The 15584-nt window shown below is 49.7% G+C and carries 11 protein-coding genes, 1 tRNA gene and 1 rRNA gene; 9 read left to right on the plus strand and 4 right to left on the minus strand.

The features are described 5' to 3' along the window. Positions 1-9: 9 nt before the first annotated feature. From ABFD83_03945 to ABFD83_03955, 3 genes are all read right to left on the minus strand, one after another. Entirely contained in the window at positions 10-2016 is a 2007-nt protein-coding gene (locus tag ABFD83_03945; GenBank protein ID MEN6356219.1) for a TonB-dependent receptor, read from the minus strand. A 172-nt stretch (positions 2017-2188) separates the two neighbouring features. Beyond that, positions 2189-4240 (minus strand): TonB-dependent receptor, encoded by a 2052-nt coding sequence (locus tag ABFD83_03950; GenBank protein MEN6356220.1) that lies wholly within the window; start codon positions 4238-4240, stop codon positions 2189-2191. 186 nt (positions 4241-4426) lie between these two features. After that, complete coding sequence (locus ABFD83_03955; protein ID MEN6356221.1) at positions 4427-5509, minus strand: hypothetical protein; 1083 nt, start codon at positions 5507-5509, stop codon at positions 4427-4429. A gap of 307 nt (positions 5510-5816) precedes the next feature. On the opposite strand from ABFD83_03955, the gene ABFD83_03960 reads away from it, so the two are divergent. Further along, positions 5817-7247 (plus strand): MATE family efflux transporter, encoded by a 1431-nt coding sequence (locus ABFD83_03960; GenBank protein ID MEN6356222.1) that lies wholly within the window; start codon positions 5817-5819, stop codon positions 7245-7247. A 96-nt stretch (positions 7248-7343) separates the two neighbouring features. Here ABFD83_03960 and ABFD83_03965 read toward each other — a convergent pair. Further along, positions 7344-7418, minus strand: a tRNA-Val gene (locus ABFD83_03965). A 127-nt stretch (positions 7419-7545) separates the two neighbouring features. Here ABFD83_03965 and ABFD83_03970 point away from each other — a divergent pair. The 8 genes from ABFD83_03970 to ABFD83_04005 all read left to right on the plus strand — a co-directional run. Further along, positions 7546-7902 carry a tetratricopeptide repeat protein gene (locus ABFD83_03970; GenBank protein MEN6356223.1) on the plus strand — a complete coding sequence of 119 codons (357 nt, stop codon included), beginning with the start codon at positions 7546-7548 and terminating at the stop codon, positions 7900-7902. Positions 7903-7916: 14 nt separating this feature from the next. Continuing rightward, positions 7917-9761 (plus strand): ASKHA domain-containing protein, encoded by a 1845-nt coding sequence (locus ABFD83_03975; protein ID MEN6356224.1) that lies wholly within the window; start codon positions 7917-7919, stop codon positions 9759-9761. A 119-nt stretch (positions 9762-9880) separates the two neighbouring features. Then, positions 9881-10507, plus strand: a complete 627-nt coding sequence (locus tag ABFD83_03980) for a corrinoid protein (protein MEN6356225.1) — start codon at positions 9881-9883, stop codon at positions 10505-10507. A gap of 189 nt (positions 10508-10696) precedes the next feature. Next, a complete protein-coding gene (locus tag ABFD83_03985; protein MEN6356226.1) occupies positions 10697-11122 on the plus strand; it encodes a hypothetical protein in 426 nt (141 codons plus the stop codon). Continuing rightward, positions 11123-11524: a hypothetical protein gene (locus ABFD83_03990; GenBank protein MEN6356227.1), complete on the plus strand. Its 402-nt coding sequence runs from the start codon at positions 11123-11125 to the stop codon at positions 11522-11524. Further along, positions 11502-13610 carry a YfhO family protein gene (locus ABFD83_03995; protein ID MEN6356228.1) on the plus strand — a complete coding sequence of 703 codons (2109 nt, stop codon included), beginning with the start codon at positions 11502-11504 and terminating at the stop codon, positions 13608-13610. Before ABFD83_03990 ends, ABFD83_03995 begins: the two co-directional genes overlap by 23 nt. Next, complete coding sequence (locus ABFD83_04000) at positions 13607-15187, plus strand: hypothetical protein (protein MEN6356229.1); 1581 nt, start codon at positions 13607-13609, stop codon at positions 15185-15187. Before ABFD83_03995 ends, ABFD83_04000 begins: the two co-directional genes overlap by 4 nt. A gap of 274 nt (positions 15188-15461) precedes the next feature. Next, positions 15462-15584: ribosomal RNA gene (locus tag ABFD83_04005) — 16S ribosomal RNA — on the plus strand; the annotation flags it as partial.

Raw genomic sequence — 15584 nt, forward strand, 5'->3', positions numbered from 1 at the left:
AAAATACTTCTAGTGACGCCAGGTGAGCTTTCCGAAAATACTACGAGTGGTGTATGTAGCCTCCTCATAGGTTGTCGCAAATGTTTCTTTGTGCCTGTTGTTAAACAAGTTTTGAATCCCAAGGCTTATCTCGGTCGTCTCCGATTTCTTCCAGCCCAGTCTGAGGTCTGTCCTCGACCATTTTGGAACAGGGAATGTAATATCGATCAGAGGTCCGGAATAGTAATAGTTGATGTCCATCTCGAAGTTTTTCGCCAGGTCCATACTTGATTGGAACTGAAACTGTTTGTGCGGGTAGTAAACATCGTTGTTGACTGAGAATATGTCGGCGCTTCCGGGGTCGGTGGACATATCCAATCTGCAATAGGTATAACCCGATGACAGGCGCCAGTTATCGGCAATATTGTATTTGCCGGAGACCTCCCATCCGTAGACATTTACATTTACCAGGTTGTTGATAGTCAGCGGTATGACCGCGTAAATGAAAGGCGTCATTACTATCTGAGGAGCGCCCGGCTCGAAACTCCGGTAATTATCATACACGTTATAATAAGCAGTCCAGTCGAGTGATGCTCTTTCGGATGGCTGGACTCTGTAACCGACTTCATATGCCGTAAGTTCCTCGGGCTTGAAGTTTTCATTGCCGATAATTTGCGTTACGTAATAATTGCCGTCAGGGAATATATGCCCGACCCAATTAAACTGCGCATTGCGTTCCGCCAGCGACGGCGTTCTCACTGCTCTTGAGACTGACGCCCATACGGTGTGCTGCGGTTGGGGAGTCCAGAGGAAGCGTATATTTGGTTGGATTTCATAGCCTGTGTAACTGTTGTGCTCGAACTTGGAGCCTATGGTTAGCTTTGAACGGTTCTCGGCCAGGGTGATGTCGTCCTGGCAGAATGCGCTGTAAAGATGAGTTGTCTCGCCCGGTATGTCAAAGTTGATGACCTGACTGCTGATCAGAGAGTTAGAACTCTGGCGATAGCCAAGACCCCAAACCAGCTCATGCCGCGGGTCTAGAGTCTGCCTGTTTTGAAAATCTAGGTCAACAGTATTGCGGTCTTCGCCGTAAGCCCCCTCTACTCTGTTTGTATGGTCATAGTAGACCTGGATGTCGGTGCTTGATAGTGGCGAAGGCGAGTGTGTCCATTTTGCCAGCACATCGGACTCTGTAGCGTCGACCTGGTCCTTGCTGATGATGCTGAATGTCGGTTCCAGTTTGGCTCCCTGCTGGGCGACTTCACTATAGAAATCTCCCTGAACCATTAGAGAGGATGAGTCTGCCAGGTCCCAGTCTACCCTAAAGCCGCGCCGGTTTTGCTTCCATTCGTCGGTTGCGCTTTGGCCGTCCACATCCACTGCGTTGTCCCAGTCTATGTGCTTGCCGTACACGCGGTATGTGGCGTTATTGGAGAGTCTGCCGCCATACCGTATGCTGCCGATGCCCTTTGCCAGGTTGCCGGTGCACTCGGTTGCGAGTGTGCCGCCGGTGTCGAGCGAGTTTTTGGTAATGATATTAATTACGCCGTTGACCGCGTTCGCGCCCCACATCGTCGCTCCGGGCCCACGTATTACCTCAATGCGGTCGATATCTTCGAGCATAGTGTCCTGCATATCCCAATAAACGCCCGCAAACAGGGGAGTGTAAACACTTCGCCCGTCTATCATCACCAGCAGTTTGTTGGTATAGCGTTCGCTGAACCCACGGCAGGAGACAGTCCACTTGTTGGAGTCGATCTTAGCAACGTGAAGGCCTGGAACCATACGAAGGGCTTCCGGGATGCTCGTAGCGCCTGACCGCCTGATATCGTCAGATGTAATTACATATACGGCGGCAGCCGAGTCAGATAGCCGTTCGGCTTTTTTTGAGACTGATGTAACCTGGATGTTCATCAAATCTTCAAGGCTCAACTGCGTAAGGTCAGCCGCATTTGAAGTTGTTTCGGTGTTTGCGCACCAGGCGGGCATATATAGGCATATCACTGCAACAATGAGCAGCATTACTGCTTTGTTCATAACAATGTCTCCTTGGCAAGCGAATAATCGTCATATGTATGAATGCTTCATCACTGAGTCGTTTCGTATGTATGATGAGACATTATCCCTCACTATTATCGGTGATCGGCATTGCGGACATTAGGCCTAAGCATGCTCGATCAAAAGCTCGGCTTGTCTTGTTTCTCAGATGTCAGAAACTGTGGGATGTTTCTATGCACAGCACTCTACGTTCTTGAGGTATGCGGTCCTGGGTGTGCTCATATGAGCCTGGAACGTAGCAGGTTGTATTGAATAAATTGTTTGCTTTTATCGAGATATCCCACCCGCTTGCGGCTTTATGAGTGGAGAGAGTGAGATTGACAACTGTGGATGCGCCTGTCTCATTGCCGGCGATTGTCTTGCGCGAACCGATGAGTTGTACTTCCGGTGTAACATAGAACTTGCCGGACAATATCGGTACGCACATTCCCGCGCCTGCAAGCCACCTCGGTGAGTTGCTGATGCGTTGATGCGTGGCTGTATCTGTCGCTTTGAGCGTAGTGGCGTTCAAATAGGCCGTGGAGCCGTCCTGTAGACGATAATCGAACTGCGATTCTATCCCTTCACTCCTGGCTGTTCCCGAGTTTTGGAATTCAACATCGTTAACCTGCGTGATGATATTATTCAGGTCATAACGATACGCGCTGGTTACAAGGCGAGCGCGATTGCTCAGAGATCGATCCCACACCAACTCTGTTGTCGTGATTTCCTCCGGTACTAGGCCTGAATCGGGATTGCCGGTGACCGTTTTCGTATAGTCGCACTCATATCCGTCCGGAGCCCTGAATGCTTTTCCCCACAGGAGCTTGAGTGTTGATGAATCACTCAATTTTTGTATAAGTGCGCAGCGTGGGCTCCAACTCTTTCCATATGTCGAATAATCGTCAAGGCGGCTACCGGCAAGGATTCGCAGTGACTTAGACACATCATAGCTTGCCTGCAAGTAATAAGAATTCAGCGTGCTTGAGCTGTTCGTGTCAAGGTTGACAAAATAATAGGGGTCCGCAACATAGTTCAGAAGCCGCATGTCGTTGACTCTCGTGTATTCTGTTCCCGAAACGAATGAGAGCCTTGGGGATAATTCACCTGAGAATCGAGCTTCACCTCCCCACCATTTGGTGGAGCCGGTATCTTTGTCGATTGCCGGAGTAGGATAACCCAAGTCGTAGACATAGTCGCCGTCATAATCGTAACTGTTTGAGTAAAGGCGTAGGTAAAGGTTGCCGCCAATCTTTGGACAGACATTCCGCTCATAGCTGAGAGCCGCGATGGTTCTGGAATCACTAGATTGGGTGCGAGGGTCATTAAAAACTGTGCCGTATGAACCAGTGGGGATTGTCTTGATATATTTGCCGGTATTGACGAACAGGTTAAAGCCGCTGTATGAGGCCGAGAGATATCCGCACTGCGCGCTGCTGTCATCGACTCCTGTTGCCGTAAGCTGTATATCGGGAAAGTAGATTGAGTTCTCGCCTTTTGAATTCAGAGATGTTATGCTTCCCGCAATCTCTATGCCGTTCGGGTTTTTGCTGCCGTATTCGAAGAACGACATCTTGCCGCTGTCGGATGTAAAGTTCTGAGCGAATTTGCTGCCTTCGATATCAGAACCACTGCGTGTTATCAGGTTGATAACGGCAAGCACTGCGTTAGTGCCCCAAAGTGCCGATCCGGGACCCTTGACAATCTCAATGCGCTGGATACTTCGTATATCCAGGCTCAAATCATCCCCGATTGGTGCGCTATTGCAGATAGGGTCATTGATTCTCAGTCCGTCTACAAGCAGGAGGATACGCGTGCTGTAATCTCCTGGTCTGGCATAACCTCGAACCCCAAGATAGTCGTAGTTTCGATCGGATGATACATATAGACCGACTATTCTGCGAAGCGCCTCGGCGATGGTTGCGTAGCCGTAACGATCCAGGTCATCACGAGCAATTACATATACCGAGGCGGGAGCATCCGCGATTTTTTCCGCTTTTTTTGAGGCGGAGGTCACTTCGATATTCATCAAGTCTTCGATGCTCAATGATGACAAGTCGACTTGAGGCGCTTCATCTTCGGCTATAGCCGTGTTCACTGGGAGTATGATACCGGCCATGATTCCGATAAATAATGTAGCGACAGCAACTGCTATGTAATTCAATTTCCAAGGGTGGGTTTGTTCGTTGGTCTTTGATATAGTCGAGCGAATAAGCCTGTGCATGTTGTCCTTAATGTCGGTTGCCAGAATTGCGGAAGACGCGTGAGCCGACAATCATCTGTATAATCGGCAGGTTTTAGGCGCTGTTTCAGGGACGAGCTGCCAAAATTTATGCATAACAGAAAAGTGCCAAAACCCCGCCGGCATCGCCGACGGGGTTTTGGCTGCGAACTGGTATGGCGCATTCGATCACTTCTTCTGAATATATATGCCGAGTTTCTCACCGATATATTCGGCATCCGCCAATAGTTTGCAGCATGCGGGGTTTTCATCCGAATTGGTGATGCCGGTTCCAAATCCGGTCGAATTTGGCCGTGTTGGCAAAACAGTGATGCACGCATTCATTACCATCAACTCGAATTCTTCCAGCATCAGCCCTGCATTTGCCGTATCGCCGACACTGATCAAGTCCCGAATCTGGATGAGTTTTTCCAGAAGTATATCATACAAAACCTCATCAGAGATCAACGGCACTTCCTCTTTACCGAACGGCAGTTCATGAAACAGAGCTAGAAGACGAATCATACCGTATATATCGGTGTCAACCGTCCATTTCCAAGTGTTACTGTGGTCACAGCCGGGTGGGTTTGACCCATCTGCATCGTCGTCATATGGTGTTTGTGTGCCGTAACGAATACATAAAGTCCATGTTGTGCCTGGAATCTCATACATTAATGGCCACCAAAGTCTGATATTGCAAATGCCTTGCTGAGTGATGGTTCTTGCAGGAAAAACATCAGTGCACTGCAATATCTCAGGTGTTTTTTTCTGCAAAGTCACGTTTTTTAGAGTGTATTCCACTTCGTCTTGAGCTGCGCCCACGTAGTTAGCCCAGTTGCCTCCCGGCACTATCGCCAGCACTGCCGGCACAGCCATAGACAAGTTGCCGCTCACTCCAAGGTAGCCCAAGAAACATTGACTTTGGCCTGACTTGTCATCAACCATGGCTATCGAGTCCAGGATTACCTTGCCTGTGTTGGTGACTGTAAATGTATGTGTCACCACATCGCCGACATGCAATCCATCACCGGTAGTCCAGGCATACGACTTGTGAACGTCAATGGATGCATTGGCGCAGATAAGTTCAAGCGCTATGCCATTTTGGGGAGATTCCGACGTGGCTGAAGTCTGTGCGGCGCTGTTATCATAGATATCCCCATCTACAACGGCTGTGCCGTATGTCGGTTGAGGGGGACTGGCAGCTTCTGCCATATGCGCCGGAGCAAGAATGAGCAATACTCTGACCAAAATCGCCAGGTGCGATACTCTCATGATTGCACCTCCAGACAAATACTCTACGGGTGGGCCAAGTGTGAACAAGATGGCCAATTGCCTGTTGTTGGTGTGTCGCTCTATACGGGTCGATGGCATTTACCCGGCTCCAATTGCCGCCAAACAAAAAAACATGATGCCGTTGGCCTTTGTCGTTAGGTCGATTATAATTGATGCAGGCGATTGAAATCGGATGTCGGTTTGCCGCGTCTTTAGCATGCCTGTTGACTCGCTCTATACAGCATTCTGGATGATATTGATTTACACCGGCGACGAATAATAAAGGCGGTGATGATAGGAAGTAGCAATGATAGAAGAAACATATAACAAAACCGCAAAATATGCGTCGGGCAGCGTCCGTGAACTGCTTGTTATTGCCCTGCCGATGATGGCTTCAAGCGTATGCGACACAGTAATGACTTTCACCGACAGGCTGTTTCTTTCAAAGCTTGGTTCTTCACAAATGAATGCGGCTCTCGGTGGGGGCATGACCAGCTTCATGCTCACAACGTTTTTTATCGGTTTAATTGGCTATAGCACTGCCCTGATCGGCCAGTATTATGGCGCCGGTCGAAAGAGTAATTGCTCGGTGGTTGTAACTCAGACGGCGGTTTTTGCGCTTATTGCTTATCCGATAATTTTGCTTATTGCTCCATTAGTCAGAGCTTCTTTTCGATCTTCCGGCATTGCCCCCGAGCAGCTTGGGCTGCAGATCATTTATTTCAACATACTGGTCTACGGCGCAATTGTAACCCTGCTGCGTAATGTTTTCAGTTGTTTCTTTTCAGGCATAGGCAGGACCCGCACTGTGATGGTGGCTTCCGTGACCGCAATGTTGGTAAACGTCGTAGCCAACTATATTCTCATCTTCGGCCATTGCGGTTTTCAACCGCTTGGAATCAGTGGTGCGGCGTATGGAACGATAACCGGTGGCGTGTGCGGTCTTTTGATTCTGATGGCGGCGTACTTTTTCGGAAACAAGCACAAAGAATACGGCATCGGAAGCTCATACAGGATCGACCTCGATGTAATGCGAAAACTGCTCAAGTTCGGATACCCTGCCGGGTTGGAGTTTTTTCTGACACTCTCTGCTTTTACCGCAATAATCATGCTTTTTCAGTCTCTAGGACAGACTGTAGCCACAGCCGCCACAATTACTTTCAACTGGGACATGGTGGCTTATGTTCCTCTGATAGGCATTGAGATTGCTGTGACAAGCCTGGTCGGTCGATATATGGGGGCGAGGCAGCCGGACACTGCACATCACGTTGCTATGTCAGGTGTGAAAGCCGGCTCGGTATATTCGATTATAATGCTGGTCCTTGTAGTAGCGTTTCCGAACTTGCTCGTCAATGTGTTTCGACCTGACACAAACGACGTAATTTTCATGAAAGCTATGCCTTTAACGGTGTTCATGGTCCGATTGATGTCGCTGTATGTGCTCCTCGAGGCTATGATAGTTGCGCTCTGTGGGGCGCTCCGAGGCGCAGGAGACACATTCTTTGCAATGTGTATGTCCGTGACTCTTCACTGGCTGATGGTTGGGATTCTCTTTGTCATGTTTAGAGTGATGCATTGTAGTGCCGAGGCAGGTTGGGTTGCAATGATATTGTGGTTTATGGTCCTCTTCTTTGCTTTCTGCATGCGTTATCGCAGCGGCAAATGGCGTAATATTCAGATAATTCATGATACAGAGCCGGTCATTTCGGAGGATTCGGAAGTAACTTCGACATTGTAGCGCATGCGTAATAAGTCATCTGGATGGAATTTGGAAAGCATGAGATGTCGCTGCACTTATGACACCACTGGGAGCATCTTAACCGCAAAAGAAGCGTGGTGGGCGATACTGGGATCGAACCAGTGACCTCTTCGGTGTGAACGAAGCGCTCTCCCACTGAGCCAATCGCCCGTATTTGTTATTTTGCGCTCGGTCATTATACCCCCATGCTCAAAAAGAGTCAAGTAGTCTTGATTTGCAATCAATATGCTGTTATACTGCATCCAAGCGCGGTTTCACGTGGCATCGAGGGAAGGTTATGGGGCAGATAGAAGAGCACATTGAGCGCGGTGTCAGCCTCAAAAATGAAGGACGCTACGACGAAGCACTTGCAGAGCTGAAGAAAGCGCTCGGCGTTGACGGATCTAGTGTCGAGGCGCACAGGCAGCTAGGGCTTGTTTACGGCTTTATAGGTCTCTTCGATGAAGCCATAGAGGAGCTGATTGTAGCCGTGCGCCTGGATGAGCGTCACCTCGGTGCGCGCAATGATCTGGCTCTGACATACTCGATGCTGGGTATGTGCGATGAGGCCAGAGCAGAGTTTGAAGCTGTGCTCTCGCTTGATCCGGACAATGAGACCGCAAAGAAGAATATATTGTATTTCGTGCAGCTATGAGCATAAGCAAATTGGTGAAAGTAATTTTCGAGCCCGATGGGATGGAAGTCTTTATCCCCTCGGGCACGTTGCTATCAAGAGCAGCCGCTGCGGCAGGCCGTGCGATTGAAACGCCCTGCGGCGGAATGGGTATCTGCGGCAAGTGCAGGATTATCGTGCATGGAAATGTGTCTGCACCCGATACTGCCGAGCGCGAGCGCCTGACCGATGACGAGCTAGCCTCCGGCCTAAGACTGGCTTGCATGACGAGCGCATTAGGCGATGTAAGCGTTGAGATTCCGGATTCCAGCCGGTCACTGGTTCAGAAGATATTGAGCAAAGGTGTTCATAAAGAGTGCGCGGTGCTCTCAAACGTCACAAAAGTCTACTGCGAACTCACTGCGCCCAGTCTTGATGATGAGCAAGCCGAATTTGAGCGTCTTGCCTCCTGCCTGGAGTCTCGGGACATCCATCTTCAGCCGAATTTCAATATTATCCGCACACTATCAGCCCACATGCGCCGCGCAAATTATAAGATCACTGCTGTCGTATATAGTGATGAGCTGATTGGGATCGAACCGGATGATACGACCGATAAATGTTACGGCATCGCTTACGACCTCGGCAGCACGACCATAGTCGGTTACCTCATGGACTTAACGACCGGCGAAGAGCTTGCAGTATCTTCGGTTATGAACCCCCAGATGGTCTATGGAGACGATCTTGTCTCCCGCATCAGCTTTGCCACAACTGAAAAGGACGGCGCGAAAATACTTCGGTCCGCAGCAATTGGAGCACTCAATCGTATTGCTCATGATCTTTCAGGCAGCGCCGGCATATCGCTTGAGAATGTCTACAAAGTGACAGTGGTCGGTAACACGTGCATGACTCATCTTTTGCTTGGTATAGACACAACGAGCCTCGGTCAATCGCCTTATGTGCCGACTCTCTGCACCGGCATTACCCTGCGATCACGCGATCTTGGTATTGAGACCGGTCCCGAATCTAAGATCGTGATCCTGCCGAACATTGCGGGCTTTGTCGGCTCCGATACCGTGGGAGTGCTGCTTTCGAGCATGTATGAGGACAACGGCAGCACCAGGCTCGCGGTCGATATCGGCACCAACGGTGAGATGGCCCTGATGCATAATGGGCATCTATATGTGTGCTCCGCTGCGGCAGGCCCTGCGTTTGAGGGAGCCGGGATAAGTTGCGGCATGCGAGGCGCTCCGGGCGCAATCGACAGCGTGATAATCGACGGAGATGTTCATATTACGACTATCCATAATATGCCTCCCATTGGGATATGCGGATCGGGTCTTGTGGATGCTGTCGCGCAGATGCTGGATGCGGGGATTATTAACGAGAGCGGTCGAATGGTCTCGTCCAAAGACGCCGTGGGATTGCCGGAGGCCATTCGCGAGAGATTAATCGAAACACAGCAGGGTGTGGAGTTTGTATTGGCGACAGAGAAACAGTCGGGTTCAGGCAAAGCCACAACCATTACTGCCGGTGATATCAGGCATATGCAGCTTGCCAAGGGTTCGATTCATGCTGCAATCCAAACGCTGGTCAAGACCGCGGGCATTAGCGATTCCGATCTCGATCAAATCCTGCTCGCGGGAGCGTTCGGCAGCTATATTCGTGTTGAGAGCGCGATCAGAATCGGTTTGATTCCGGATATTTCCCCTGATAAGGTCGTATCCATCGGCAATGCAGCCGGAGCTGGTGCAAAGCTTGCTTTATTGTGTGAAAAAGAGATGGAACTTGGCAGGCAGTTGGCGCGCATGGCTGAGCATGTCGAGCTTGCAGTATCGCCATATTATCAAATGGAACTGATGGAGAGAATGATGTTTCCGGCGAATGCAGTAGTTTTATAAGTCAAATATCTTGCATTTTTTCTCAAACAACCTTGCATCCCGTGGATACAATGGTTATACTTATGGCGAAACACAACTGGACGATGACAGTTGTTTTAGGAGGAGCTAGATTGGCTGATATGGAAGCTCTGGCGCAGGCCATTATTAATGGCAAGGCGCCGGATGCAAAAGAGATTACAGAGAAGGCACTGGCCGAGGGTATGAACCCCGGTGACATTCTCAATAACGGTCTCGTGGCCGGTATGAATGTCGTTGGCGCCAAGTTCAAGAACAATGAGTTCTACGTTCCTGAAGTTCTCATTGCCGCCCGCGCTATGAAGATGGCGATGGAGGTTCTTCGACCTAAACTGGCTTCAAGTGGTGTTGAGGCAAAGGGCAGGGTCGCGATAGGCACTGTAAGTGGCGACCTTCACGACATCGGCAAGAACCTGGTCGCCATGATGCTTGAGGGGGCTGGTTTTGAGATCATGGACCTCGGAGTTGACGTAAAGCCACAGGCGTTCGTGCAGGCCGTCAAGGACGGTGCCAATATAGTCGCGCTTTCCGCACTTCTGACGACCACCATGCCTGCAATGAAAGACACCATCGAGGCCATAAAGAATGAGGGAGTCCGTGACCAGACATCAATTATGATTGGCGGCGCTCCCGTCACGCAGAATTATGCCGATGAGATCAATGCCGACGGCTATGCTCCCGATGCTGCCAGTGCGGTAGATAAGGCAAAAGAACTTCTCAAGATAGCTTAAAGTGCAGTTATGAGTTTTGGGTGTGGGTTATGAGGTATGGTCCTGCAGCCCTGAGCTTATATATACTTCGCGGGCGAATGCCCCGAAGGGTGCCATTAACGTCCGGGGTATTCCTGCCCCGGACGTAACTTGTCCTCGCTTCTATCTTAGTCTATAATTGAGTCAACATTATGTAGGAGGTTACTGCGCGTGCAGGGCAATCTCACTCCGGCTTCATTCGGCGTCATATGTGTAGCTGTATCTTTAGGCGCTTTCGGCCAGATCTTTCTCAAACTCGGCCTCGGCGCCAAGAAGCTTGCGGCAAGCTCGATAATGCAGACTTTTATAAACATTCTTCATGCAATGATGGCTCCGTATGTGCTGCTTGGGCTGGGGCTGTATGTGGTCAGCACACTCTTCTGGATTGTCGTGCTCAGCAAGGTGAGGCTGAGTGTCGCATATCCCTTGATCAGTATGAGCTATATCCTGGTTGTGATCCTCTCCGCTTCGATGCTCCATGAGCAGGTGAACTGGATATTTGCGGGAGTCGGTCTGGCTCTTATCTCAATCGGAGTATCATTTATCGGCGTGGGGCTAGGCCAGTCGAAAGAAAAGCCTTGTCAGGGGGATAATTAATTGCAGGGCAATCTTACATTAGGCTCGTTTGGTTTGATGTGTGTGTCTGTAACACTGATGGCAACTGCGCAGGTGCTGCAAAAACTGGGCCTCGGCGATAGGAACCTTGTCTGCAGTTCAATAGTAATTACGCTATGCAATATCGTGCGCGCGATGTTTACTCCACGCGTTCTGATCGGATTGTTTCTCTATGTTATAAGCGCATTTTTATGGATTCTGGTGCTAAGTAAAGTAAGGCTGAGTGTGGCATATCCGATGCTCAGCATCAGCTATTTTCTCGTCGTGATACTCTCGGCAACCGTTCTCAAGGAGCGGGTGAACTGGAAACTTGCGGGCCTCGGCCTGTTCTTTATCTCTGCCGGGGTCTCATTTATCGGGTTTGGACTTGGACAAGGACACTAATAAAATCAAGATCAAAGGTCTGCTGCCGTATGCGCTGTTTGTAATACTGGTATGCATATTCCTCTGGAGGCCGATTTTTACCGGTGCCGCGCTGCTGCCGGGCGATTATCTGGCGCAGATGTCTCCTTGGAATTCCGTCACAAAGCCCACGAATCCTCCTCCGCAGTGGAACCCGCTGCAGTGGGATGCGATCGCTCAGTTTTATCCGTGGAGAGTCTTCTACGCCAGGTCGATGCGATCCGGGCATATTCCATTGTGGAATCCCCATCAGTTCTGCGGCACACCGTTTCAGGCAAACGGCCAATCTGCAGTGCTCTACCCAGGCAATCTTCTGTTTATAATCTTTAGCCCGATAACGGCATTTACAATCTTTGCAGCGCTACATCTGTTTCTAGCCCAGGCATTTACCTATAAATTCATGCGCGAACTGGGTGCTGGAGCGCTCGGTGGAATTGTATCGGCTATATGCTTCGCATTCAGCGCATTCATGGTGTTCTGGCTTGAGCTTCCCACATTTATCAGTGTGGCAGTATATCTACCTTTAACGCTTTTTCTTATACATAGATCTGTTGAAAGAAGATCGATGTTCTACGCGGTGCTGGCCGGGGGGTCTTTGGGGCTGGCGTTTCTGGCAGGTCACTTCCAGATAGCGTTTTATGTTGCTCTGGCAGCAGTATTGTGGTGGGCGTGGAAGTATTACAGCCAGTGCCAGATTGAAGGCAGACTATATGCTGTCGCCCATGTAATATTTCCATTTATTGCATTTGTAGCAGTTGCATTTCTTATTTCAGCTCCGCAGACACTTCCAAGCCATGATCTTGCAGCAAACTCACATCGCGTCCGAGCAGTAACAAGCGCGGGCTATGCAACCTTTATTGGAAATGCAGTGAAACCGTACCGATTGATAACCATGTTTGTCCCGGATTTCTTCGGCAATCCAAGCAAGAACAACTATTTTCTGAGCAGCGCAGCGGATTATATAGAGTACGGCCTTTATATAGGAATTCTTCCACTGATGCTGGCCTTGGTTGCGCTGGGACGAATAAAAGGCAAACCTTGCATAGGTTTCTTTGCTATTCTTATGCTATTTGCGCTGCTGTGTGCTCTCGGTACGCCTATAAACGCGCCTTTTTATTACCTCATACCAGGCTTCAGTGCGCTCGGCGGACCTAATCGGATATTGCTTCTGTACTTCTTTGCTGTAGCTGTAATGGCAGGCTTTGGCGCAGATTATTTTAGTGAGCGTGCGCAAGAAAAAATTCATATACGGGGCAGGGAACTGATGTGGGGCGAACTCGCATCTCTGCTTGCTTTTCTAGTTCTTGGAGTGGCTTTTGTCATTACGAATGTGCTCGGTGTAGGGTTCATCGAAGGTATTATCGGCAGACCGTTTTCTGGCATGACCGGCCCTAACGGTAGGGTATTTACAGTGTTGCTTCTGGTGTCGCTGGGTCTGCTGCTTGCAAGAAGCAGGGATACTGTAAGCCGTTCTATGTACCCGATAATGGTTGTTGTCTTAATTGTCGCTGATCTTTTTGCTTTCGGCATTGACTACAACCCTACATGCACCCGATCCAAAGTCTATCCGAATACGCCTCTTACAAAGAAGCTGCAGTCGCTGACAAAAGACGGCTCCCGTATAGCTCCGATCAATCCGAGTTGGAACCTTTACAAAACCCCTAATGCAATTCTGCCTCCGAATGCTGCGATGGTGTATGGGCTTTACGACGTGCAGGGTTATGACTCGCTGTTTACCAAGTCGTATAAGGACTGGTCGAGCAAGATTCAGGGTGAGGACTCCAGTCCGCAGGAAAACGGCAATATGGTGCTCGCCCGCACGTATACGCCCGATTTAGGACGCGCAGCGAAATACATTTTGTCTCACGATGCAATCGATGATGCTTCGCTCAAACTGATTGATACAATTGATCGTGTGTACATTTACAAGTCACTCGAGAAAAACCAGGTGCGCCCCCCAAGTTTAGAGTCTGATTTTTATACGTTCCGGTTCGGCCTCTATCTTATGCTGATAGGTATCACGGCAATCTGTGGGGTCGGCACGCACCGCTTCCTGAAGAGACGATGATGGAAAAGAGCAGCAATTCTGAGAGAAACTGGGTGATGATGTGGGCGGCAGCGATAATGCTGCTGACCTCGCTGCCGTATATCTGGGGAATCTTCCTCGCTCCCAATGGCTATCACTTCCTGGGGTTCATACACAACATTGATGATAGCGCAGTCTATCTTTCGTGGATGCGCCAGGCAGCCGACGGCCACTTCTTCATACGGAATCTGTTTACGAGCGACCCTCAATCTGCCCGGGCGTTTAATGTGTTATTTCTCGTAATGGGGAACTTCGCGCGGATTATGCACCTGCCGCTTGTTTTTGTCTTCCATTTGTTCAGAGTTGGTCTGGGAGTGTTTTTGATATGGTCGATATGGAGGTTTTCAAAGCTCTTTCTGGACGACCCGAACGAACGTGGTCTGTTGATCCCTTTGATAGGTCTGTCGGCTGGAATCGGCTGGATGATACCGAATGTGCTTGATCCGACAGGCTCGGTAGATATGTGGCAGCCCGAAGCTATTACGTTTCTGGCGCTCTATCTGAACCCGCTCTTTCTGGCAGGTCTTGCCCTGATGGTCTGGTCGTTTTACTTCCTGATCAAAATGTCCAGGACTGGCAGGGCAGGGGATGCGGCTGTCGCAGGAATAATGCTTCTGTTGCTCGGCAACATTCACACATATGATGTAATTACGGTGGCCTGCGTTTGGATCGTCTATATAGCCGCGTCTTGTATAGCAGAGCATAAGTTAAAGGCAGAAATTATAACACGTAGCTTGCTCGCGGCATTAATAGCGCTGCCTTCAATTGTGTATCAATACTATATCTACAGGACCGATCCCGTATATGCCGCGCGAGCAAACTCACCCGCTCCCTCACCCGAGATATGGTCATTTTTTGCCGGCTATGGCCTGATACTTATAGGAGCCATTGTTGGTTCTGTGTTATGGATCGTCGAGCACAGACGCCGCAATCCCGAGCGCTCTCCACTCTCCACTCTCCACTTTCCACTGCTGATCGTGTGGAGTGTTGTCGGTTTCGCGCTGCCCTATATTCCAATCAGCCAGCAGCGCAAACTCGTAATGGGCCTGCACATACCTTTGTGCATTCTGTGCGCCTATGCTCTGTGCAAACTGATTGCGCGGGTGCCGTCGTCATACAGAAGAAGTGTTTTTCTCATTCTTATGCTTGTGATGGCGATGAGCAACGTTAAGTTTGTAGCTCAGGACATGAGGCTGTTGTCGGTGGGGCGCACAGCCACTCACTATGCTCCCTTTATGAGCAATTCTGATCTTTCGGCAATGCGCTGGCTGCGCGAGCATACGCGAGTCGACGATACGGTCTTCGCTGCTCCGACATTCGCGCTCTTTACACCCGCATTTACTGGTCATCAGGTCTACTACGGTCACTGGTCCGAGACGCCCGACTATGCGTCCAAAATCAACGATTGGTTTGACTTCGTAAATCCCGGCGCTACTGACGAGGTGCGCTCGTACATCTTGCGTGAGACAGGCGCAAAATATGTAGCAGGCTATATGCTCGAAACAAGATATCTGAAGCGTGTCGGACCGGATGTGTATGAGGTAGACAATGCGCTTTAGAAAAAACATACAAAAAGTCTTTCAATACCGTTGACAAGCCTGATCTGCAGTGGTATTATATATCTCGCGCCTGGGGGTAGACACTTCCCGGTCAGCGACCTAGTTCTTTGAAAATTAAATAGTGCAAGCGTGAATAAGGTTATGAGTTTCAGCTTGCGAAAGCAAGTGTTGATTAGATATAAACAACAGATAGGCTCTTTATGAGAGTAAGTCCGACGTTATGATGTTATGACGTTTCGACGTTGTGACTCAATGACGTTATGACATAAGATTTCTTATGGAGAGTTTGATCCTGGCTCAGGACGAACGCTAGCGACGTGCCTAAGAAATGCAAGTCGAGCGAGGTTAGTGACTTCGGTTACGAAGCCTAGCGGCGAACGGTCGCGTAACACGTAAG

This window comes from Armatimonadota bacterium, from assembly GCA_039679645.1.
Classification (GTDB): Bacteria; Armatimonadota; UBA5829; order UBA5829; family UBA5829; genus UBA5829.

Bases quoted from the DNA above. Each gene is read 5' to 3' on its own strand.
- ABFD83_03970 (MEN6356223.1), top strand. From the start codon at position 7,546: ATGGGGCAGATAGAAGAGCACATTGAGCGCGGTGTCAGCCTCAAAAAT.
- ABFD83_03945 (MEN6356219.1), bottom strand. From the start codon at position 2,016: ATGAACAAAGCAGTAATGCTGCTCATTGTTGCAGTGATATGCCTATAT.
- ABFD83_04000 (MEN6356229.1), top strand. From the start codon at position 13,607: ATGATGGAAAAGAGCAGCAATTCTGAGAGAAACTGGGTGATGATGTGG.
- ABFD83_03955 (MEN6356221.1), bottom strand. From the start codon at position 5,509: ATGAGAGTATCGCACCTGGCGATTTTGGTCAGAGTATTGCTCATTCTT.
- ABFD83_03960 (MEN6356222.1), top strand. From the start codon at position 5,817: ATGATAGAAGAAACATATAACAAAACCGCAAAATATGCGTCGGGCAGC.
- ABFD83_03950 (MEN6356220.1), bottom strand. From the start codon at position 4,240: ATGCACAGGCTTATTCGCTCGACTATATCAAAGACCAACGAACAAACC.
- ABFD83_03980 (MEN6356225.1), top strand. From the start codon at position 9,881: ATGGAAGCTCTGGCGCAGGCCATTATTAATGGCAAGGCGCCGGATGCA.